20 protein-coding genes are annotated in these 21001 nt (G+C 71.2%); 13 read left to right on the top strand and 7 right to left on the bottom strand.

Annotation, left to right across the window (positions count from 1 at the left end):
• Positions 1-32 precede the first annotated feature (32 nt).
• A complete protein-coding gene (locus ACN26Z_RS22350) occupies positions 33-686 on the bottom strand; it encodes a hypothetical protein (protein WP_421463334.1) in 654 nt (217 codons plus the stop codon).
• A gap of 244 nt (positions 687-930) precedes the next feature.
• Here ACN26Z_RS22350 and rapZ point away from each other — a divergent pair, with 244 nt between their 5' ends.
• The 8 genes from rapZ (at position 931) to ACN26Z_RS22310 (ending at position 7883) form a co-directional block, all read left to right on the top strand.
• Positions 931-1803, top strand: coding sequence for an RNase adapter RapZ (gene rapZ, locus ACN26Z_RS22345; protein ID WP_093401610.1), 873 nt, complete (start codon positions 931-933; stop codon positions 1801-1803).
• Positions 1800-2771, top strand: a complete 972-nt coding sequence (locus tag ACN26Z_RS22340) for a gluconeogenesis factor YvcK family protein (protein WP_421463333.1) — start codon at positions 1800-1802, stop codon at positions 2769-2771. Before rapZ ends, ACN26Z_RS22340 begins: the two co-directional genes overlap by 4 nt.
• Positions 2772-2825: 54 nt before the next feature.
• On the top strand, positions 2826-3806 hold the full coding sequence (whiA, locus tag ACN26Z_RS22335; RefSeq protein ID WP_093401454.1) for a DNA-binding protein WhiA: 981 nt from the start codon (positions 2826-2828) through the stop codon (positions 3804-3806).
• A 248-nt stretch (positions 3807-4054) separates the two neighbouring features.
• Positions 4055-5059, top strand: a complete 1005-nt coding sequence (gene gap, locus ACN26Z_RS22330) for a type I glyceraldehyde-3-phosphate dehydrogenase (RefSeq protein WP_093401453.1) — start codon at positions 4055-4057, stop codon at positions 5057-5059.
• Complete coding sequence (locus tag ACN26Z_RS22325) at positions 5056-6255, top strand: phosphoglycerate kinase (protein ID WP_421463332.1); 1200 nt, start codon at positions 5056-5058, stop codon at positions 6253-6255. The genes gap and ACN26Z_RS22325 overlap by 4 nt, the downstream gene beginning before the upstream one ends.
• Positions 6255-7046 (top strand): triose-phosphate isomerase, encoded by a 792-nt coding sequence (tpiA, locus tag ACN26Z_RS22320; protein WP_093401451.1) that lies wholly within the window; start codon positions 6255-6257, stop codon positions 7044-7046. The genes ACN26Z_RS22325 and tpiA overlap by 1 nt, the downstream gene beginning before the upstream one ends.
• 95 nt (positions 7047-7141) lie before the next feature.
• Positions 7142-7402 (top strand): preprotein translocase subunit SecG, encoded by a 261-nt coding sequence (gene secG, locus ACN26Z_RS22315; RefSeq protein ID WP_093401450.1) that lies wholly within the window; start codon positions 7142-7144, stop codon positions 7400-7402.
• 136 nt (positions 7403-7538) lie between these two features.
• A complete protein-coding gene (locus ACN26Z_RS22310) occupies positions 7539-7883 on the top strand; it encodes an RNA polymerase-binding protein RbpA (RefSeq protein WP_281603492.1) in 345 nt (114 codons plus the stop codon).
• Positions 7884-7906: 23 nt separating this feature from the next.
• Here the strand turns inward: ACN26Z_RS22310 and pgl are convergent, their stop codons facing one another.
• The 5 genes from pgl to tkt all read right to left on the bottom strand — a co-directional run bounded on the left by pgl (position 7907) and on the right by tkt (position 14935).
• Complete coding sequence (pgl, locus tag ACN26Z_RS22305; protein ID WP_282237505.1) at positions 7907-8671, bottom strand: 6-phosphogluconolactonase; 765 nt, start codon at positions 8669-8671, stop codon at positions 7907-7909.
• 58 nt (positions 8672-8729) lie between these two features.
• On the bottom strand, positions 8730-9746 hold the full coding sequence (locus tag ACN26Z_RS22300; RefSeq protein WP_210938482.1) for a glucose-6-phosphate dehydrogenase assembly protein OpcA: 1017 nt from the start codon (positions 9744-9746) through the stop codon (positions 8730-8732).
• A 31-nt stretch (positions 9747-9777) separates the two neighbouring features.
• On the bottom strand, positions 9778-11349 hold the full coding sequence (gene zwf / locus ACN26Z_RS22295) for a glucose-6-phosphate dehydrogenase (protein WP_093401446.1): 1572 nt from the start codon (positions 11347-11349) through the stop codon (positions 9778-9780).
• 248 nt (positions 11350-11597) lie between these two features.
• Positions 11598-12779: a transaldolase gene (gene tal, locus ACN26Z_RS22290; RefSeq protein ID WP_421463331.1), complete on the bottom strand. Its 1182-nt coding sequence runs from the start codon at positions 12777-12779 to the stop codon at positions 11598-11600.
• A gap of 17 nt (positions 12780-12796) precedes the next feature.
• Positions 12797-14935, bottom strand: a complete 2139-nt coding sequence (tkt, locus tag ACN26Z_RS22285) for a transketolase (protein ID WP_421463330.1) — start codon at positions 14933-14935, stop codon at positions 12797-12799.
• A 289-nt stretch (positions 14936-15224) separates the two neighbouring features.
• Between tkt and ACN26Z_RS22280 the strand changes: the two genes are divergently transcribed.
• From ACN26Z_RS22280 to ACN26Z_RS22270, 3 genes are all read left to right on the top strand, one after another.
• Entirely contained in the window at positions 15225-16181 is a 957-nt protein-coding gene (locus ACN26Z_RS22280; protein WP_421463329.1) for a heme o synthase, read from the top strand.
• A 191-nt stretch (positions 16182-16372) separates the two neighbouring features.
• Entirely contained in the window at positions 16373-16708 is a 336-nt protein-coding gene (locus ACN26Z_RS22275; RefSeq protein WP_093401442.1) for a hypothetical protein, read from the top strand.
• Positions 16709-16714: 6 nt separating this feature from the next.
• Positions 16715-17644: an ATP-grasp domain-containing protein gene (locus tag ACN26Z_RS22270; protein ID WP_421463328.1), complete on the top strand. Its 930-nt coding sequence runs from the start codon at positions 16715-16717 to the stop codon at positions 17642-17644.
• A gap of 39 nt (positions 17645-17683) precedes the next feature.
• Here ACN26Z_RS22270 and ACN26Z_RS22265 read toward each other — a convergent pair whose 3' ends face one another.
• Positions 17684-18637 carry a COX15/CtaA family protein gene (locus ACN26Z_RS22265; protein WP_421463327.1) on the bottom strand — a complete coding sequence of 318 codons (954 nt, stop codon included), beginning with the start codon at positions 18635-18637 and terminating at the stop codon, positions 17684-17686.
• 178 nt (positions 18638-18815) lie between these two features.
• Between ACN26Z_RS22265 and ACN26Z_RS22260 the strand changes: the two genes are divergently transcribed.
• Positions 18816-19553, top strand: a complete 738-nt coding sequence (locus ACN26Z_RS22260) for a helix-turn-helix transcriptional regulator (protein WP_421464695.1) — start codon at positions 18816-18818, stop codon at positions 19551-19553.
• Entirely contained in the window at positions 19550-20980 is a 1431-nt protein-coding gene (gene sufB, locus ACN26Z_RS22255; RefSeq protein ID WP_093401439.1) for a Fe-S cluster assembly protein SufB, read from the top strand. Before ACN26Z_RS22260 ends, sufB begins: the two co-directional genes overlap by 4 nt.
• Positions 20981-21001: the final 21 nt, after the last annotated feature.

Below are 21001 nucleotides of genomic sequence, written 5' to 3'. Positions count from 1 at the left end.
TTGCAGCCCGAGCGAGGTTCCGTGCTACGCCGTCATGGGGTAGGCGGGACGGGGACGCGTTTGGCCCAGCGGACGTCGCCGTCGGGATCGACGTAGCAGAACGCCACCACCAGGCGGGACGGGTCGGTCAACGGCAGGGCGCCGGGCAGCAGCCGGAAGACAGCGATCAGGCTGCCGTCGGCGGTCGCGCGGGTGCCCACCGCGCCGACGTGCGGCGGGGTGGTGAACGTGCCCTCGGGGTCCTCGCGGGTGGCGGTGTCGGCGAGCCAGGCGTACCGCTCGGCCAGCACGTCGTACGCCCCGGCCCAGTTGGAACCGGTGTCGCCGTCGGCGTCCCAGCCGGCGTACGGCTGTACCACCCGGGCCGGTTCCACCCGGCCGTCGAGCAGGATGACCTGGTAGTGGCCCTTGCGGGGCGGCCCGGACCAGCGCAGCCGCAACACCACCGACCGCCGGTCGGGGTCGCCGACGACGTTGTCCACCGGCTTAGGCCAGCCGAACGCGACGACCGCGTCCGCCACCTGGTCCGGCTCCGGCAGCACCGCCTCGACGGTCACCGCCACCTGGTCGCCGCCGCGTGCCCATTCGCGTTCGCGGTCGACGTACCGGTCCACCGTGGCCAGCACGGCGATGGTGACCGACACCAGGGCAACCACCCAGCGCAGCCGCGCCCCGTGCCTGCCCATGGCCGGAGGATAGCCGTGTCGCGCGTCGCGCGCCGTCAGTCAGCCGACACGCCGGGTGCGCGCTTCCGACGGCCCTGCGGCGTGGCGGCGGTACGTCCCCCCGGAGCCGGACACCGGCGAGCTAGAGTCGCTGCTTGACCATGCCCGGCCGGATCGGCCGGGGCGACACGGTTGGAGGGGCAGACGGGTGGGCGAGGCGCACACGACCGGTCACCGTGCGGGCGTACCCGGTGAGCAGACCGCGGTGCCCGCCGAAACGGACACCACACTGGTCGTGGTCACCGGTCTCTCCGGTGGTGGACGCAGCACCGTGGCCCGGGCGCTGGAGAACGTCGGCTTCTACGTCGTCGACAATCTGCCGCAGGCGCTGCTGCTGGACATGGCCGAGCTGGCCGTGAAGGCGGGTGGGGCGGCCCGGCGTACCGCGATGGTGCTGGACGTGCGCTCCCGGGCCTTCTCCACCGATCTGGCCGAGGCGATCCGGGAGCTGAAGGAGCGTGGCTACGCCCCCCGGGTGGTCTTCGTCGACGCCGACGACGAGGTGCTGATCCGCCGGTTCGAGAGCGTGCGACGCTCGCATCCGTTGCAGGGTGACGGCCGGCTCGCCGACGGCATCGCCGTCGAGCGGGGACTGCTGGAAGAGGCCCGCGACCAGGCCGACGTGATCATCGACACCAGCCACCTCAACGTGAACCAGTTGCGCCGCCGGGTCGAGGAACTGTTCGGCGGGGAGGACGCCCGCCGGTTGCGGCTCACGGTGATCTCCTTCGGCTTCAAGTACGGCCTGCCGCCGGACGCTGACTTCGTGATGGACGCCCGGTTCCTGCCCAACCCGTACTGGGTACCTGAACTGCGCGAGCACACCGGGCGTGAGGAGGCGGTCAGCGCGTACGTGCTGGGGCAGGAGGGTGCGAACGCCTTCGTCGACGCGTACGCGGACCTGGTGAACGCCACCACGGCCGGCTTCGAGCGGGAGGGCAAGCGGTACCTGACCGTGGCGGTCGGTTGCACCGGCGGCAAGCACCGCAGCGTGGCGATCGCCGAGGAGTTGGCGGCCCGGCTGCGCCGCGCCGGGCTGGCCGCCAACGCTCAACACCGCGACCTGGGGCGGGAATGACGATCCGGGTGGTGGCGTTCGGCGGCGGGCACGGCCTGTCCGCCTCGCTGCGAGCCTTGCGGCGCTGCGCACCGGAGCTGGATCTGGACATCACGGCGGTGGTGACCGTCGGCGACGACGGCGGCTCCAGCGGCCGGCTGCGCGCCGAACGGGGCGGACTACCCCCCGGTGACCTGCGGCAGGCGCTTGTGGCGTTGGCCGGCGACCACCCCGCCACCCGACGCAGCGCGGGGTTGTTCCAGCACCGCTTCGCGGACACCACCACGGGCGGCCGGGGCGACGGGCTGGCCGGGCACGCGGTGGGCAACCTGGTGCTCTGCGGTCTGATGGAGCTGCTCGGCGACCCGGTGGCCGCCCTGGAGCATGCGGGAGCGATGCTCGGCTCGGTCGGCCGGGTGCTGCCGATGTCCCGCCAGCCGGTCGACATCGAGGCCCGGGTCCGCGGGGCCGACCCGGGACGTCCCGACGAGGTGTGCACCGTACGCGGACAGCATCAGGTCGCGGTCACCACGGGCCGGGTCGAGTCGCTTCGGCTCACCCCGCAGGCGCCGGCGGCGTGTGTCGAGGCGGTCGCCGCGATCGGCGTCGCCGACTGGCTGATCTTCGGGCCGGGCAGCTGGTACACCAGCGTGCTGCCGCACCTGCTGGTGCCGCAGCTGGCCGCGGCGATCCTGGCCAGCCCGGCCCGGCGGCTGGTCACCCTCAACCTCGCCGCCGAGAAGGAGACCCTCGGTCTCTCGGTCGCCGACCACCTGGCGGCGCTGCGCTGGTACCTGCCGGAGCTGACTGTCGACTTCGTGCTCGCCGACGCCAAGGCGGTCGGTGACCCCGAACCGGTCCACGGTGCGGCAGAATCCCTGGGAGCCCGGCTGGTCCTCGCTCCCGTCGCGGTCGACGACGGCACGCCCCGTCATGATCCGGCTGCTCTGGGCGCCGCCCTGGTGCCTGTACTGGGCGCCGATCGTTAGACACGTACGTAATCTCCGGCGACACGCCGGAACCGGTCCGTGAGGGGACGCACAATGGCGATGACGGCTGCGGTCAAGGACGAGCTGAGTCGGGTCGACGTGCCCAAGCCCTGCTGCCGGCGGGCGGAGATGGCGGCGCTGCTGCGGTTCGCCGGTGGGCTGCACATCGTGTCCGGGCGGGTGGTGGTGGAGGCCGAGCTCGACACCGGCGCGGTGGCCCGGCGGTTGCGGCGCGAGATCGCCGAGGTCTACGGCTATCCGAGCGAGATCCACGTGCTCGCCTCCGGTGGGCTGCGCAAGGGCAGCCATTTCATCGTCCGGGTCGTCAAGGACGGCGAGGCCCTGGCCCGGCAGACCGGGCTGCTCGACGTGCGCGGCCGGCCGGTACGCGGGCTGCCGCCGCACGTCGTCGCCGCCAGCGTCTGCTGCGCGGTGTCCGCCTGGCGGGGCGCGTTCATGGCGCACGGCTCGTTGACCGAGCCGGGCCGGTCCAGCGCCCTGGAGATCACCTGCCCCGGGCCGGAGTCGGCGCTGGCGCTTGTCGGCGCGGCCCGGCGGTTGGGCATCACCGCCAAGAACCGCGAGGTACGCGGCGTCGACCGGGTGGTGGTCAAGGACGGCGACGCGATCGCCGCGCTGCTCACCCGCATCGGCGCCCACTCCAGTGTGCTGGCCTGGGAGGAGCGCCGGGTCCGGCGGGAGGTGCGGGCGACGGCCAACCGGCTGGCGAACTTCGACGACGCCAACCTGCGGCGTTCGGCCCGCGCGGCGGTCGCCGCCGCGGCCCGGGTGACCCGGGCGCTGGAGATCCTCGCCGACGACGCGCCGGAGCACCTCACCTCGGCCGGCCGGCTACGCCTGGAGCACCGGCAGGCCTCTCTGGAGGAGCTGGGTGCGCTGGCCGACCCGCCGCTGACCAAGGACGCCATCGCCGGGCGGATCCGCCGGTTGCTGGCGTTGGCCGACAAGCGGGCCCGCGACCTCGGCATCCCGGATACCGAAGCGGCCGTCACGCCCGACATGCTCGTGGTCTGATAGGACGGTGGGGCGACCACCCGGCGCAGCGTGGCTCAGCGCGCTCGGATAAGGTCGCTGCGTACGGCAAGGGGGCCGGCACCGGTGTTCCCCGCCGTATCCACCGCCTCGACGGCGGTCAGGTCCCTCGGACCGCGGCGGGGTGGCCGGGATGAACCGTCAACGGCCGGCTCCAACGGTCGGCGCACACAACTTCGCCGGCCGAGGGTCTCCACGCCGGCGGACCAGAACGCGAGGAGATGGGACCTGTGACCATCCGGGTTGGCATCAACGGCTTCGGCCGGATCGGCCGTAACTTCTTCCGGGCAGTGCTGGCGTCCGGCGCTGACGTCGAGGTCGTGGCCGTCAACGACCTGACCGACAACGCGACGCTCGCCCACCTGCTCAAGTACGACAGCATCCTGGGCCGCCTCCCGCAGGAGGTCAAGGCCACCGCCGACGAGATCACCGTCGGTGGCAAGTCCATCAAGGCGTACGCCGAGAAGGACCCGGCGGCGCTGCCGTGGGGCGACGTCGGCGCGGACGTGGTCATCGAGTCGACCGGCTTCTTCACCGACGCCACCAAGGCCAAGGCGCACATCGACGGCGGGGCCAAGAAGGTCATCATCTCCGCTCCGGCGAAGAACGAGGACGTCACGGTCGTGATGGGCGTCAACGACGGCCAGTACGACCCGGCGAAGCACAACATCATCTCGAACGCCTCCTGCACCACCAACTGCCTGGCGCCGATGGCGAAGGTCCTGCACGACACGTTCGGCATCCAGCAGGGTCTGATGACCACCATCCACGCGTACACCCAGGACCAGAACCTCCAGGACGCGCCGCACAAGGACCTGCGCCGGGCCCGTGCCGCCGCGCTGAACATCGTGCCGACCTCGACCGGTGCCGCGAAGGCCATCGGCCTGGTGCTGCCGGACCTCAAGGGCAAGCTCGACGGGTACGCGCTGCGGGTGCCGATCCCGACCGGCTCCGCCACCGACCTCACCGTCACCGTCGGTCGGGAGACCTCGGTGGACGAGGTCAACGCCGCGCTGAAGGCCGCCGCCGAGGGCCCGCTGCGGGGCATCCTGACCTACAACGAGGACCCGATCGTCTCCGCCGACATCGTCACCGACCCGGCGTCGTGCATCTTCGACGCGCCGCTGACCAAGGTCATCGGCAACCAGGTCAAGGTCGTCGGCTGGTACGACAACGAGTGGGGCTACTCCAACCGCCTGGTCGACCTGGTGAAGCTGGTTGGTTCGTCGCTGTGAGCATCCGTAACCTCGACGACCTGCTCGCCGAGGGGGTCTCGGGTCGGCGCGTGCTGGTGCGCGCCGACCTGAACGTCCCGCTCGACAAGCAGACCGGTGCGATCACGGACGACGGTCGGATCCGGGCGGTGCTGCCGACCCTCGGCGCGCTGACCGAGGCCGGTGCCAAGGTCGTCGTCTGCTCCCACCTGGGTCGGCCGAAGGGTGCGCCGGACCCGCAGTTCAGCCTCGCCCCGGTCGCCGGGCGGCTCGGTGAGCTGCTCGGCACGCCGGTGCACGCCGCCACCGACACGGTCGGCGAGTCCGCCCGGGCGACGGTGGCGGCGCTCGCCGACGGCGAGGTGGCGCTGCTGGAGAATCTCCGCTTCAACCAGGGGGAGACCAGCAAGGACGACGCCGAGCGGGGCGCCTTCGCCGATCAGCTCGCCGCTCTCGGCGACGTGTACGTCGACGACGCCTTCGGCGCGGTGCACCGCAAGCACGCAAGCGTCCACGACGTGCCCGCCCGGCTGCCGCACTTCGCCGGCCGGCTGGTGCTGCGCGAGGTGGAGGTGCTCTCGCAGCTCACCGGCGACCCGCAGCGGCCGTACGTGGTGGTGCTCGGCGGGTCGAAGGTCTCCGACAAGCTCGCGGTGATCGAGGCGTTGCTGCCGAAGGTCGACCGGCTGCTCATCGGTGGTGGCATGTGCTTCACCTTCCTCAAGGCCCAGGGCCACGAGGTCGGCTCCTCCCTGCTGGAGGCGGAGATGGTGGAGACCTGCCGCAACCTGCTGGAGCGTTCCGAGGGCAAGATCATGCTTCCGGTCGACGTGGTGGCCGCCGACGCGTTCGCCCCGGACGCCGCGCACGACACCGTGCCGGCCGACGGCATCCCCAGCAAGCGGGTGGGGCTGGACGTCGGCCCGAAGACGGTGGCGGGCTTCGCTGCCGCGCTGAAGGGCGCCCGGACGATCTTCTGGAACGGCCCGATGGGCGTGTTCGAGATGCCCGCCTTCGCGCACGGCACCCGTGGGGTGGCCGAGGCGATCGCCGGCTCGGACGCGTTCAGCGTGGTCGGTGGTGGTGACTCCGCCGCCGCGGTGCGGGCCCTGGGTCTGGACGAGAAGTCCTTCGGGCACATCTCGACCGGCGGTGGCGCGTCCCTGGAGTACCTGGAGGGCAAGACCCTCCCCGGCATCGCGGCTCTGGAGAACTGATGGCGAGCGCCCCCCGCCGGCCACTGATGGCCGGCAACTGGAAGATGAACCTCAACCACCTCGAGGCGAACCTGCTGGTGCAGAAGCTGGCCGCCAGCCTCACCGAGAAGCAGCTGACCGAGGTGGAGACGGTGGTGCTGCCGCCGTTCACCGACCTGCGCACGGTGCAGACCGTGGTGGAGGGCGACAAGCTGCTCATCGGCTACGGCGGACAGGACCTGTCGCCGCACGCCTCCGGCGCGTACACCGGGGAGGTCTCCGGCGCGATGCTGGCCAAGCTCGGCTGCACGTACGTGGTGGTCGGGCACTCCGAGCGGCGGCAGTACCACCGTGAGGACGACGCGTTGGTGGGCGCCAAGGTGCAGGCGGCGCTGACCCACGGGCTCACCCCGATCCTCTGCGTGGGGGAGGGACTGGACGTCCGGGAGCAGGGCACCCACGTGGCGCACTGCACCGACCAGCTCGACGCTGCCCTCAAGGGGCTCAGCCCGGAGCAGGTGCTCCGGGTGGTGGTCGCGTACGAGCCGGTCTGGGCGATCGGCACCGGCAAGACGGCCACCCCGGAGGACGCCCAGGAGGTGTGTGGCGCGCTGCGGGCCCGGTTGGCCGAGACCGTGGACCAGGCCACCGCCGACGGCGTACGCATCCTCTACGGCGGCTCGGTGAAGTCGTCGAACGTCGCCTCGATCATGGCGCAGCCGGACGTGGACGGCGCCCTGGTGGGCGGCGCCAGCCTGGACGCCGAGGAGTTCGCGAAGATCTGCCGGTTCCCGGAGCACATCTCCGGCTGATCGCTCGCTATCCTTGACTCCGCCCGTCCGCCGGTCGGTGCCGCCGTGCCCGAACTGCCCGGGCGAGGATCGTAACGAGAGGACTGACCCCCGCCATGCCGATCTGGTTCGCCTACACGTTGATCGTGTTGCTGGTCATCACGAGCGTCCTGCTCACCCTGCTGATCCTGCTGCACCGAGGCAAGGGCGGTGGGATGTCCAGCATGTTCGGCGGTGGCGTCAGCTCCAGCCTGGCCGGCTCGTCGGTGGCCGAGAAGAACCTGGACCGCTACACCGTGCTGGTGGGCATCGTCTGGTTCGCCTGCATCATCGGGCTCGGTCTCTGGCTCCGGCTTGAGGTGGGTACGGGCGTCTGATTCGACCCCCGAGGCGTACAATCTGCGCGCGGTCCGTCACCCGACGGGCCGCGCGCAGTCCGTTTCACCCGCTGCACCGCGTCGCCCGCCGTCCACCCCCCGACGGCGGTCCCCTCCGACGACAGGAGTCAGCGCCGTGCCGAACGGCCACGTCATCCGGGGCGCCCGCGTCGGGTCCGCGCCCCCACGTCCCCCCGAACGCCACCAGCCGGTCCCGTGCCGGTCGGTCAGCTACTGGTGCCGCAACGGGCACCGCACCGACATCCGGATCGTCGCCGACGTGGCGGCCCCGACCGTCTGGGACTGCCCCCGTTGCGGGCTGCCCGCCGGTCAGGACGCTCAGGATCCGCCGGGCCGCGCCCGGGCCGAGCCGTACAAGACCCACCTGGCGTACGTGAAGGAACGTCGAACCGACGCCGAGGGGGAGGCGATCCTCGCCGAGGCGCTCGCCGCGCTACGCCAGCGCCGCGGCCGGTCGTAGCTTCGGGCCCGCCGCCGGCCGCGTCAGCGCAGGCTGCGGAAGCGGGCCGGCAGGTCGGCCGCCGCGGCCCGGTCCAGCAGCCAGAGGGTACGCCCGGTGCCCTGCACGCCGGCCGCCGGCACCTGTACCGGGCCGGCACCGGACAGCGCCATGCCGACCGCGTGCGCCTTGTCGCCGCCACCGGCCACCAGCCACACCTCCTCGGCGGTGTTGATCGCCGGGAGGGTGAGGGTGATACGTACCGGCGGCGGCTTCGGGCTGCCCCGCACCGCGCTGACGGGTCGGCTCTCGTAGTGGACCGGGTGCTCCGGGAAGACCGAGGCGACGTGCCCGTCCTCGCCGACGCCGAGCATCAGCACGTCGAAGTGGGGCAGCAGGGCGGTGCCGGGCCGGGCCGCCTGGGCGAGTTCTGCCGCGTACCGGGCGGCGGCCTCCTCCGGGTCGGCGCCGCCGTCCGAGGCCGGCATGGCGTGGATCCGGGCCGGGTCCACCGGCAACGCGTCGAGCAGCGCCGCGCGGGCCTGGGTCTCGTTGCGCTCCGGGTCTCCGGAGGGCAGGAACCGTTCGTCGCCCCACCAGAAGTCGACCCGGGACCAGTCGACCGCATCCCGGGCGGGCAGTGCGCCCACCGCTCGGTAGACCGCCGCGGCGATCCGACCGCCGGTGAGCACCACCGACGCCTGGCCGCGTGCGGCCTGGGCGTCGAGCAGTCGCACCACCAGTCGGGCCGCGACCGCCTGCGCCAGCAGGTCGGCGTCGGCGTGGACGGCGACACTAGCCTCACTCATGGTGTCCTTCCGCGACCGCCGGGCGGTCGGTGTCGTGCGTACCGGAGGGGTGGGAGGGTCAGGAGCCGGCGTTCGTCGTGGCGTGGGCGGTGACGCCGGCCTCGGCCCGCTGGGCGGTGGCCGGGTCCTTCCAGACGTGCACCCGCTGACTGGGCCGTCGATCCAAGTTGTTGAGCCCGGCGAAAGCGCCCAACGCCTCCGCGTACACCTGGTCGGTGCCGAGCCGGCGCAGCTCCTCGGCCAGTTCGTCGCCGAGCGGCCGGCGCACCAGCGGCAGGATCCGATCCTCCTGGCCGGTACGCCGGAACGTGGCCACGCTGTCCTCGCGGGTCAGCGTCAACTCGTCGCCGTTGGCGCAACGCAACTGGACCTCCCGCATCCGGGGGAACTCCCGGGTCCGGTCCCAGCGCGGCTTGATGCCGAGCCGGCTGCGCAGCCAGCCCCGCATCAGCGCGGCGGTCGGGTCGGTGGGTGGCGCGACCACCGCCGCCTCGGTGAGCTGGGCGTCCGTGGTGTCGAATGCGCCGGCCACCAGGGTGCGCCACGGGGTGATCCTGGTCCAGGCGAGGTCGGTGTCGCCGGAGAAGTAGTCGCGGGCCCGCTGCCGCAGTGCCGCGATCGGGTCGGCGGCCTGCGCGGAGTCGGTGATGCGCCGGTCGGCCACCACACCGAGGAAGTCGGTGGCGATCTCCTCCGGCGGCTCACCGTGCCACCAGGTGACCACCGGTACGTCCGGCACCAGCAGCGGCATGACCACGGACTCGGCGTGCAGCGCCAGCCGCCCGTACATCCGCATCACCACGGCCTCGCAGGGGCCCAGCCGCCCGCCGACCACGATCTCGGCGTCGAGCCGGTTGCGGTCGCGGTCCACGTCGGAGCGAACCACCACCAGCAGCCGGCACGGGTGCGCGGCGGCGGCGATGGTGGCTGCCGCCTCCGCCTCGCGGACCCGCTTCTCGTCGACCACCACGATCAGGGTCAGCGCCATGCCGCTGGCTACCCCGCCCGCGCTTCGTCGTTCCGCGGCGAGCGCCTTGACCACCTCGTTGCCGGTGGTGTCCCACAGTCCGATCACCGCAGCCTCCTGCTTCGCTCGCCTCGCTCGCTCACGCTCGCCGCCAGGCCCGGCCCTCGCGGGCCAGCATCTCGTCGGCGGCCCGGGGGCCCCACTCGCCGGACCGGTAGGGCTCGGGCTTGGTGCCCTCCCAGGCGTGCTCCAGCGGGTCCACCACGGCCCAGCTCTGCTCGACCTCGGCGGCGTCCGGGAACAGCGTCCGGTCGCCGATCAGCACATCCAGCACCAGCCGCTCGTACGCCTCCGGGCTGGACTCGGTGAACGCTTCGCCGTACTGGAAGTCCATCGCGATGTCGCGGACCTCCATCGTGGTGCCGGGCACCTTGGAACCGAACTTGAGCACCACGCCCTCGTCCGGCTGGACCCGGATCACCAGCTGGTTGTTGCCGAGCATCTCCATGTCGGCCGGATTGAACGGCAGGTGCGGCGCCTGCTTGAACATCACCGCGACCTCGGTGACCCGCCGCGGCAGCCGCTTGCCGGCCCGGATGTAGAACGGCACCTCCGCCCACCGGCGGTTCTGAATGCCCAGCCGCACCGCCACGTACGTCTCGGTGGTCGACGTCGACGGGACGCCGTCCTCCTCCAGGTAGCCCCTGGCCCGCTGCCCGCCGACCCAGCCGGGCAGGTACTGACCGCGGACCGTGCCCTGGGTGACGTCCTTCGGCAACGTGATGGCCTTGAGCACCTTGAGCTTCTCGGCCCGGATCTCGTCGGCGTCGAAGCTGGTCGGCTCCTCCATCGCCACCAGGGCGAGCAGTTGCAGCAGGTGGTTCTGCAACACGTCGCGGGCGGTGCCGACCGAGTCGTAGAACCCCGCCCGGCTACCGATACCCACGTCCTCGGCCATGGTGATCTGCACCGAGTCGACGTACTGCGAGTTCCACAGCGGCTCGAAGAGGCTGTTGGCGAAGCGTAGGGCGAGGATGTTCTGGACCGTCTCCTTGCCCAGGTAGTGGTCGATGCGGAAGACGTCCTGCCGGGTGAAGACGTCGTCGACCAGGTCGTTGAGCGCCTTGGCCGAGGGCAGGTCGTTGCCGAACGGCTTCTCCACCACCACCCGGCGCCAGCCGCCGCACTTCTCGTTGTCGGCCATGCCGGTGCGGGCCAGCTGCTTGAGCACCACCGGGAACGCCGCCGGTGGGATGGAGAAGTAGAAAGCCGCGTTGCCGTGGATGCCGTGGCTGTCGCGCAGACCGTCCAGGCAGCGGGCGAGGTTGTCGAAGGCGGTGTCGTCGTCGAACGACCCGCCGACGAACTTGATGTTGTGTTCGAGTCGCGACCACACCTCCTCCCGCCACGGGGTTCGGGCGTGGGCCATCGCCGCCTCGCGGGCCAGCGAAGCGAAATCGCCGTCGCCCCAGTCCCGCCGGGCGAACCCGACGACCACGAAGCCGGGCGGCAGCAGCCCCCGGTTGGCCAGGTCGTAGACCGCAGGTAGCAGTTTCTTCTGAGCCAGGTCACCGGTCACCCCGAAGATCACCAGAGCACACGGCTCCGGAATTCGGGGCAAACGCCGATCCTGCGGGTCGCGCAGCGGGTTCACGCCGCCTCCTCGCTCCGCTCGTCCACGTCGTCCATCGTCATGCCCGTAGCGACCCATCGCGCCGAGGCCCGCCGACCGATCGGTCGGATGCCGGTGCGGCAGCGGACGTCACCGACCGGCCAGGGGCGCCGGCCACCGCCGGCGACTCCCCGACAGGAGTACGGATTGCCGGGCACCGGTAGATCAACGTCGACCGTACCGGTTGTCTGAAGAAAGCTACCCACCTGCGAACCGTTCGCGTAGCGCCACCGACCCACGCCGCCACCCGGTGCAGGTGGCGGCGTGGGTGCTGCCGGACGGCACCGTCACGCATTTCCTCCGGCGCGCGCGGCGGCGTCGGCGTTGCCCCGGGCGGCGTCGCCGGGACTGCTGCTGCCCTGACCGGCGGCGGCCAGCGACTTGCGGACGCCGTCGAGCAGTTCCTGCCAGCTCGCCTCGAACTTCTCCACCCCTTCCCGCTCCAGGGTGGCGATCACGTCGGCCAGGTCCACGCCCACCGACTCCAGGGCGGCGAAGACCCCCCGGGCGTCGTCGTACGCGCCGGTGACCGTGTCCGGGTGGGTCTCGCCGTGCTCGGCGTAGGCGTGGATGACCGGCTCCGGCATGGTGTTGACCGTGCCCGGCGCGATCAGCTCCTCGACGTAGATGACGTCCCGGTAATCCGGGTTCTTGGTCGAGGTGGAGGCCCACAGCGGGCGCTGCGGGTGGGCACCGGCGTCAGCCAGCGCCCGCCACCGGTCGGTGGAGAAGACCTCGCTGTAGCGCTCGAACGCCAACCGGGCGTTGGCCACCGCCGCCTTGCCACGCAGCGCCTTGGCCTCGGTGGAGCCGATCTTCTTTAGCCGGGCGTCGACCTCGGTGTCGACCCGGGAGACGAAGAACGAGGCCACCGAGCCGATCGTGCTCAGGTCGTGGCCGTTCGCCTTGGCCTGCTCCAGCCCGGCCAGGAACGCCTCCATCACCTGGGAGTAGCGGTCCAGGCCGAAGATGAGCGTCACGTTGACGCTGATCCCCTCGGCCAGCGCCGCGGTGATCGCCGGCAGACCGGCCTCGGTCGCCGGGATCTTGATGAACAGGTTCGGCCGGTCGACCAGCCACCACAGCGCCCGGGCCTCGGCCACGGTGCGTTGCGAGTCGTGGGCCAGTCGTGGATCCACCTCGATGGAGACCCGGCCATCGACGCCCGCGCTGGCGTCGTACGACGGGCGCATCACGTCGCAGGCCCACCGCACGTCGTACGTGGTGAGCATGCGGACGGCCTCTTCCACGTCGACGCCCCGGGCGGCCAGGTCCCGCAGCTGCCAGTCGTACTCGTCGGCGTCGCTCAACGCCTTCGCGAAGATGGTCGGGTTGGTGGTGACCCCGACCACGTGCTTGTCCCGGCGCAGCTGGTCCAGCCCGCCGGAGTTCAGACGTACCCGGGATAGATCGTCGAGCCAGACCGCCACTCCCGCGGCGGTCAGCTCGCCCAGCCTGTCGGTCGTCATGTGCGCCAACGCCTCCCTCAGTTGCCGGTCGTGAAACCGGTGATGTCGCCGACCCGGGTCTGCGCCGCGTGCGCGGCGGCGACGATCCGGTCCGGCGTGAAGCCGAACTGCTCGAAGAGCACGGTGTGCGGGGCACTCGCGCCGTAGTGCTCGATGCTGACGCTCTCGCCGCAGTCGCCGACGATCCCGCGCCAGGACATCGCGATGCCCGCCTCCACGCTCACCCGGGCCTTTACCCCGCGCGGCAGCACCGACTCGCGGTACGCCTCGTCCTGCTCGAAGAACCACTCCTGGCACGGCATCGACACGACCCGGGTGGGGGTGCCGTCGGCCTCCAGCCGCTCCCGGGCGGTGAGGCAGAGCTGCACCTCGGAACCGGTCCCGATGATGATCACCTCGGGCTTGCCGTTGGACGCCTCGGCCAGCACGTAACCGCCCTTGGCGACCCCCTCCGCGCCGGCCAGCTGGGTGCGGTCCAGGGTCGGCAGCGCCTGCCGGCTCAGGGCCAACGCGGTCGGCCGGTCGGTGTGCTCCAGGGCCTGCCGCCAGGCCCAGGCGGTCTCGTTGGCGTCGGCCGGGCGGACCACGTCCAGGCCGGGAATGGCCCGCAGCGCGGTCAGGTGCTCCACCGGCTGGTGGGTCGGGCCGTCCTCACCCAGTCCGATGGAGTCGTGCGTCCAGACGTAGACCACCGGCAGCTTCATCAACGCGGCCAACCGGACCGACGGCCGCATGTAGTCGCTGAAGACCAGGAAGGTACCGCCGTACGGGCGGGTGCCGCCGTGCAGGGCGATGCCGTTGAGGATCGCGCCCATGGCGTGCTCGCGGATGCCGAAGTGCAGCGTGCGGCCGTACTCGTGGCCGGGGAACTCCTTGGTGGCGTACTGGCTGGGCACGAAGGAGGGCTCGCCCTTCATCGTGGTGTTGTTGCTCTCGGCCAGGTCCGCGGAGCCACCCCACAGCTCGGGCAGCACCGGCGCGAGCGCGGCCAGCACCTTGCCGGAGGCGGCCCGGGTGGCGACGCCCTTGGCGTCGGCGGGGAACTCCGGCAGGGCGTCGGCCCAGCCCTCGGGCAGCGTCCGGCCGGCCAGCCGGTCGTAGAGGGCGCGGCGCTCGGGGTTGGCCTTCGACCACGAGTCGAAGGTGGTCGTCCACTCCTGCTGTGCGGCCTCGCCACGCCGCAGCGCCGACCGGGTGTGGCCGAGCACCTCCTCGGTGACCTCGAAGGTGCTGGCCGGGTCGAAGCCGAGGATCTCCTTGGTGGCGGCCACCTCGTCGGCGCCGAGCGCCGAGCCGTGGATCTTGCCGGTGTTCTGCTTGTTCGGCGCCGGCCAGCCGATGATGGTGCGCAGCGCGATGAACGACGGACGGGCGGTCTCCGCCTTGGCGGTTAGCAGTGCCTGGTACAGCTCCTCGACGTTCTCGTGGTAGTCGCCCTTCTCGGCGTCGCCGCGCCGCCAGTCGACCGTCTGCACGTGCCAGCCGTACGCGGCGTAGCGGGCCGCGACGTCCTCGCTCAGCGCGATGCGGGTGTCGTCCTCGATCGAGATCTCGTTGTCGTCGTAGATCACGCAGAGGTTGCCCAGCTGCTGGTGCCCGGCCAGGGCGCTGGCCTCGTGGCTGATGCCCTCCTCGATGTCGCCGTCAGAGGCGATGCACCAGATGTGGTGGTCGAAGGCGGACTCACCGGCCTCGGTCTCCGGGTCGAACAGGCCGCGTTCGCGCCGCGCCGCCATCGCCATGCCGACGGCGTTGCCCAGGCCCTGCCCGAGCGGGCCCGTGGTGGTCTCCACACCCGGGGTGTGCCCGTGCTCGGGGTGCCCCGGGGTGAGCGAACCCCACTGCCGTAGCGACTTGAGGTCGTCCAGGCTGAGCGGGTAGCCGGCGAGGAAGAGCTGGATGTAGAGCGTCAGGCTGGAGTGCCCGGCGGAGAGCACGAAGCGGTCCCGGCCGGGCCAGTTCGGATCGGCGGGGTTGTGCCGCATCACCCGGTTGAACAGCAGGTACGCCGCGGGGGCGAGACTCATCGCGGTGCCCGGGTGGCCGTTGCCGGATTTCTCCACGGCATCCATGGCCAGTACGCGGACGGTGTCCACGGCACGGCGGTCGAGGTCGGACCAGTCAAGTGCGGGGTGCGCGGGTCGGTTGGCAGCCACGGTGGTTTGTGCTCCTCGGCGAGATGGGCGGAACCCTCAGTGGTGACCCTATCGAGCGCGGCTAAACGTGCGCCCGAGGATCTCAGCATGCTGGTCTGTACGTTTCGGGTGCGCTTCGCGGTTCACCCTCGTCACGGGCCCGCCCGCCAGCCTCCGGTGTGACGACTGGCACCGTTGCCGGGTCGCCCGGGCAGCCAAAACGACGACGCGTAGTGTGTGGGTCGGTGTGTGGACCCGAGTCGGTCCCGCCGCCGTGACCTCCCCTCCCGACGCCGGAAGGTGGCAATCCGTGAGCATGATCACCGAGCGCCCCGTCAGTAACCCTGCCGGGCAGCCGCCGGTGCGTACGGCCGGGGAGACCCCAGCCCGCCCCCGCGACCTGCGGGCGGTGGTGGCGGCGTACGTGACGCTTACCAAGCCGCGGATCGTGGAGTTGCTGCTGGTCACCACGGTGCCGGCGATGATGCTCGCGGATGGCGGGTTGCCCTCGCTGTGGCTGGTCGCGGTGGTGCTGGTCGGTGGCTCGCTCGCGGCGGGCGCGGCCAGCGTGCTCAACTGCTACATCGACCGGGACATCGACCAGTTGATGCGGCGGACGAAGCGACGTCCGCTGCCGGCGCACACCGTGACGCCCCGCAACGCGCTGGTCTTCGGTCTGGTGCTGGCGATGGTCTCGGTCGCCTTGATGGCGGTCTTCACCAATCTGCTCGCCGCCGGGCTCACGCTGGCCGCGATCGTCTACTACGACGTCGTCTACACCCTGTGGCTCAAGCGCACGACGACGGCGAACACCTTCTGGGGCGGCGCCTGCGGCGCCGCGCCGGTGCTGATCGGCTGGGCCGCGGTGACCGGCTCCCTGTCGCCGGTGGCGTGGGGGTTGTTCGGGGTGGTCTTCTTCTGGCAGATGCCGCACTTCTACCCACTGGCCATGAAGTACAAGGACGACTACGCACGGGCCGGCATCCCGATGCTCCCGGTGGTCGCCTCGGTACGGCGGGTCAACGCCGAGATCGTGCTGTTCGCCTGGCTGACCGTGCTGACCTCGCTGGCCGTGTGGGCGTTGGGGCTGAGCGCGGTCTACGGCGTCCCGACGCTTGTGGTCGGCGCGATCTTCCTGGCCGAGGCGCACCGGCTCGCCGGTCGGGCTCGTCGGGGCGAGCCGGTCAAGCCGATGCGGCTGTTCCACTGGTCGACGTCGTACCTGACCATCGTCTTCGCCGCCGCGGCCCTCGACGCCCTGCTCTGACGGCTGACCGCGCCGGACCTCCAACCCTGCGAAGCCCGCTTGGTGACGTTTTGCGCTCCGATTGGCCCGGTTTGGTGCTGATAAATACGGGCGAAACGTCTTTGGTCTTCCTTAAACCTGCGGGTAATGGGTATCACAAAAGGTTGATGGTTCTCGCCCTTCCGAGTGCATCTCTGCTTAGTCTTCACGTTATGGCAGATGGTTCCGATACGACGCTGACGACTGATCAGACCGCCTCCGGGCAGACCCCCAACGGGTTGGTCGCGGGCATCAAGTCGTTCGCCGCTGAGCATGGCGGGGCGAAGGCGGTCATCGAGTACGTCGGCAAGCGCGGTGCCCGCATCGTCCTGGTGGGCGCCGACGGCGCGTGGGGCGACCAGTTCGCCGAGGACACGGTGACCGCCCGCGAGGCCTGCGCGCAGGCCGGGGTCGCCGTGGAGAACGCCTGGGAACGGGAACTGATGGACCAGATGCGCCCGAGCAACGACCTCTGGCGTTCGATGGCCCGCCGCACGATGGCCCGTTGAGATAAATTGACCGATCACCACCAGCCGACCCGGGGGAAACCCCGGGTCGCTCTCATTACCTGCACCGACCTGGCCGACCTGCACGACGACGATCGTCTGGTGGTGGCCCCGCTGGCCGCCCGGGGGATCGTCGCCGAACCCGTCGTCTGGGACGACCCGGCAATCGACTGGGTCGGCTACGACCTGGCCGTGCTCCGCTCGACCTGGGACTACACGTTCCGCCGGGACGAGTTTCTCGCCTGGACGGCGCGGGTGCCGCGGCTGGTCAACCCGGCCGACGTGGTGCGCTGGAACACCGACAAGCGCTACCTCGACGAGTTGTGCACGGCCGGTGTGCCCACCGTCCCCACCGGCTGGGTGTCGCCCGGCGAGCCGTGGCAGCCGCCCGCCGACGGTGGTGAGTACGTCATCAAACCGACGGTGAGCGCGGGCAGCCGGGGCACCGGCCGTTACGACCTGGCCGACCCGGAGCACCTGGATCTCGCGGCGGCCCACGTACGCCGGCTCGGCGCGACCGGTCGGGTGGCCATGGTCCAGCCGTACCTGAGCGCGGTCGACACCGTCGGTGAGACCGCGCTGCTCTTCCTCGCCGGCCCGGCCGGGCTGACCTTCAGCCACGCCGTCCGCAAGGGGCCGATACTGACCGGGCCGGAGCAGGGCGACGACGTGCTGAACGGGGCCGAGGAGACCAGCGCCCGCACCGCCCAGCCGGCGCAGCTCGCCGTCGCCGCGCAGGCCCTCGCGGCCGTGCCCGGCGGGACCGAGCGCCTGCTCTACGCCCGGGTCGACCTGATCCCCGCTGCCGACGGCGCCCCGGTGCTCGTGGAACTCGAACTGACCGAGCCCTCACTCTTCCTCGCCCACGCCGACCACGCCCCCGACCGCCTGGCCGACGCCATCCTCACCCAGCTGTCCCACCCCACCCCTTCTCGTTGATCATGAGGTTGATCTTCTCAGGTGTCGCTAGCCTCATGATCAACGAGAAGCTCGGGCGGGGGTCAGGGTTTCGGTGGGGTTCTGGGGGTGGGGGAGTTGGGTGGGGTGGCGTTCGTGGGTTGACCAGAGCAGGGCGAGGTTGGCGAGCCAGACCAGGCAGGAGCCGAGCATGTGCAGGCCGACCAGCAGCGCCGGCAGGTTTGTGAAGTACTGCACGAAGCCGATCACCCCTTGCCCCAGCTCGACCAGGAGCAGGGTCAGCGCGGCCCGGACGGCCCGCGCCGGTGCGCCGACCGCGCGCAGCGCCAGCCACAGCCCCACGGTCAGGCCGACGAGCAGGAACACCAGGTCGGCGTGGACCTGGGAGATCGTCTGCGGGTCCAGGCCGTTGCGGACGGCGTCCGCGTCGCCCGCGTGCGGGCCGCTTCCGGTCACCGCTACCCCGACAACGATGACCGCCGCGCTGGCCACCAGGGTGATCCAGGTCAGGGACCGCAGCGCCGGCGGCACCACCGGCACCTTGCGGCCGTCCGGCTCGCTCACCCGACGCCACAGGGCGTACGCGACGAGCAGCAGCAGCATCGATACCACGAAGTGAATGCCCACGATCGAGGGATGCAACTGGGTGCGGACGGTGATCCCGCCGATCACCGCCTGCGCCACGATGCCGAGCACGACGGCCAGCGCCAGGGGCACCGCACCGCGACGCCGGGGACGGTACGCCAGCACGGCCAGCAGGGTCGCGCCCGCGATCAGCACCAGCACGAAGGTGAGCAGGCGGTTGCCGAACTCGATCACCCCGTGCATGCCCATCTCGGCGGTGGTGGTGTACGACTCGTCGGTGCACCGGGGCCAGGTGGGGCAGCCCAACCCGGACGCGGTCAACCGCACCGCCCCGCCGGTGACGACGATCGCGGCGTTCGCGACGATGTTGGCGAACGCCAGACGACGCAGCAGGGTGCGGGAGACCAGGGAACGGTCGGGTCGCTTCACGAAGCGAATCCTACGCAACGTAGTTGTCGCCGATCGGGTGACTCCGCCCGTGCGGTGGTTCGGATCACCGGGGTCACGTTTGCGGGCCCTGGTCGAATTACGTAACGTGGGCGTTGTGAAAAAGGCGGCGGCGCTCACCGGGCACCAGCCGACGACCGCTGTGGTCGCCGGCCGGTCGCTGTCAGGTGTCGACGTCACGCCTGAGCAGCCGGCTCCGACCGGCACGCTCGCCAGTGAGCCGTCGACCCGGGACCGGGTCACCCTGCTGCTTCTGGAACGCCGCGCCGCGACCGCGGCGCAGTTGGGCGACGCGCTCGGGCTGAGCCCGGCGGCGATCCGCCGGCACCTGGACGCGATGCTCGCCGACGGCGACGTCGTGGCCCGTGAGCAGACCGTACGCGGTCACCGCGGGCGGGGCCGGCCGGCCAAGGTGTTCCTGCTCACTGATGCCGCCCGCAGCCGGTGTGGCACCCACCATTACGACAACATGGCCACCGCCGCGCTGCGCTGGATCGCCCGCACCGGTGGCACGCAGGCGGTGGAGCGCTTCGCCGCCGAGCAGGTGGCCGCCCTGGAGACACGCTGTCAGGCCGCGCTGGCCGACGCCGGCGACGATCCGATGGCCCGTGCCGAGGCTCTCGCCGCGGCGCTGACCGCCGAGGGATACGCTGCCAGTGCCTCCACGATCGCCTCCGGCGGCCAGCTCTGCCAGCACCACTGCCCGGTGGCGCACGTGGCCGCCGAGTTTCCCCAACTGTGCGAGGCCGAGACCACGGTGATCTCCCGCCTGGTCGGTACCCACGTGCAGCGCCTGGCCACCATCGCGCACGGCGACGGGGTGTGCACCACGCACATCCCGGGTTCGCCGCACGCCCAGTCCGGTAAGACCGTCACCACTGTGAGGACAGATAGATGACCGAGCAGATCGTCCAGCCCCTGACCCAGGAGGAGCAGCTCGCCGCCCTGGGCAACTACGAGTACGGCTGGGCCGACCCGGACGTCGCCGGAGCCTCGGCTCAGCGCGGCCTCAACGAGGCGGTGGTGCGGGACATCTCGGCCAAGAAGAACGAGCCGGCCTGGATGCTCGACCTGCGCCTGAAGGGCCTGCGGCTGTTCGAGCGCAAGCCGATGCCGGCCTGGGGCGCCGACCTCACCGGGATCGACTTCGACAACATCAAGTACTTCGTACGCTCCACCGAGAAGCAGGCCGCCAGCTGGGAGGACCTGCCCGAGGACATCAAGAACACCTACGACAAGCTGGGCATCCCGGAGGCGGAGAAGCAGCGCCTCGTCGCCGGTGTCGCCGCCCAGTACGAGTCCGAGGTGGTCTACCACAAGATCCGTGAGGACCTGGAGGAGCAGGGTGTCGTCTTCCTCGACACCGACACCGCCCTCAAGGAGCACGAGGATCTGTTCAAGGAGTACTTCGGCACGGTGATCCCGGTCGGCGACAACAAGTTCGCCGCGCTGAACACCTCCGTGTGGTCCGGCGGCTCGTTCATCTACGTGCCGAAGGGTGTGCACGTGGAGATCCCGCTGCAGGCGTACTTCCGGATCAACACCGAGAACATGGGCCAGTTCGAGCGGACGCTGATCATCGTCGACGAGGGTGCGTACGTGCACTACGTCGAGGGCTGCACCGCGCCCATCTACTCCTCGGACTCGCTGCACAGCGCGGTGGTGGAGATCGTCGTCAAGAAGAACGCCCGGTGCCGTTACACGACCATCCAGAACTGGTCGAACAACGTCTACAACCTGGTCACCAAGCGCGCCGTGTGCCACGAGGGCGCGACCATGGAGTGGATCGACGGCAACATCGGCTCCAAGGTCACCATGAAGTACCCGGCGGTCTACATGACCGGTGAGCACGCCAAGGGCGAGGTGCTCTCGGTGGCGATGGCCGGTGAGGGGCAGCACCAGGACGCCGGCGCCAAGATGGTGCACGCGGCACCGCACACCAGCAGCACCATCGTGTCGAAGTCGATCGCCCGGGGCGGCGGCCGGACCTCGTACCGGGGGTTGGTCCAGGTGCTGGAGGGCTCGTACAGCAGCGCCAGCACGGTCAAGTGCGACGCCCTGCTGGTGGACACCATCTCCCGCTCCGACACCTACCCGTACGTCGACATCCGCGAGGACGACGTGTCGATGGGGCACGAGGCGACCGTCTCCAAGGTCAGCGAGGACCAGCTCTTCTACCTGATGAGCCGGGGCCTGAGCGAGGACGAGGCGATGGCGATGATCGTGCGCGGCTTCATCGAGCCGATCGCCAAGGAACTGCCCATGGAGTACGCCCTGGAGCTCAACCGCCTGATCGAGCTGCAGATGGAGGGCGCGGTCGGCTGACCCTGGCCGCACCAGAGCACC

The organism is Verrucosispora sp. WMMD703, from assembly GCF_049178935.1.
Classification (GTDB): Bacteria; Actinomycetota; Actinomycetes; order Mycobacteriales; family Micromonosporaceae; genus Micromonospora; species Micromonospora sediminimaris.
The sequence above is the reverse complement of the archived record's forward strand: the minus strand, read 5'-3'. Positions and strand labels throughout refer to the sequence as shown.

Coding starts and splice junctions, on each gene's coding strand:
- whiA (WP_093401454.1), top strand. CDS start 2,826: ATGGCGATGACGGCTGCGGTCAAGGACGAGCTGAGTCGGGTCGACGTG.
- sufB (WP_093401439.1), top strand. CDS start 19,550: ATGACCGAGCAGATCGTCCAGCCCCTGACCCAGGAGGAGCAGCTCGCC.
- tpiA (WP_093401451.1), top strand. CDS start 6,255: ATGGCGAGCGCCCCCCGCCGGCCACTGATGGCCGGCAACTGGAAGATG.
- pgl (WP_282237505.1), bottom strand. CDS start 8,671: ATGAGTGAGGCTAGTGTCGCCGTCCACGCCGACGCCGACCTGCTGGCG.
- ACN26Z_RS22275 (WP_093401442.1), top strand. CDS start 16,373: ATGGCAGATGGTTCCGATACGACGCTGACGACTGATCAGACCGCCTCC.
- tal (WP_421463331.1), bottom strand. CDS start 12,779: ATGACGACCGACAGGCTGGGCGAGCTGACCGCCGCGGGAGTGGCGGTC.
- ACN26Z_RS22340 (WP_421463333.1), top strand. CDS start 1,800: ATGACGATCCGGGTGGTGGCGTTCGGCGGCGGGCACGGCCTGTCCGCC.
- secG (WP_093401450.1), top strand. CDS start 7,142: ATGCCGATCTGGTTCGCCTACACGTTGATCGTGTTGCTGGTCATCACG.
- zwf (WP_093401446.1), bottom strand. CDS start 11,349: ATGGGTCGCTACGGGCATGACGATGGACGACGTGGACGAGCGGAGCGA.
- ACN26Z_RS22350 (WP_421463334.1), bottom strand. CDS start 686: ATGGGCAGGCACGGGGCGCGGCTGCGCTGGGTGGTTGCCCTGGTGTCG.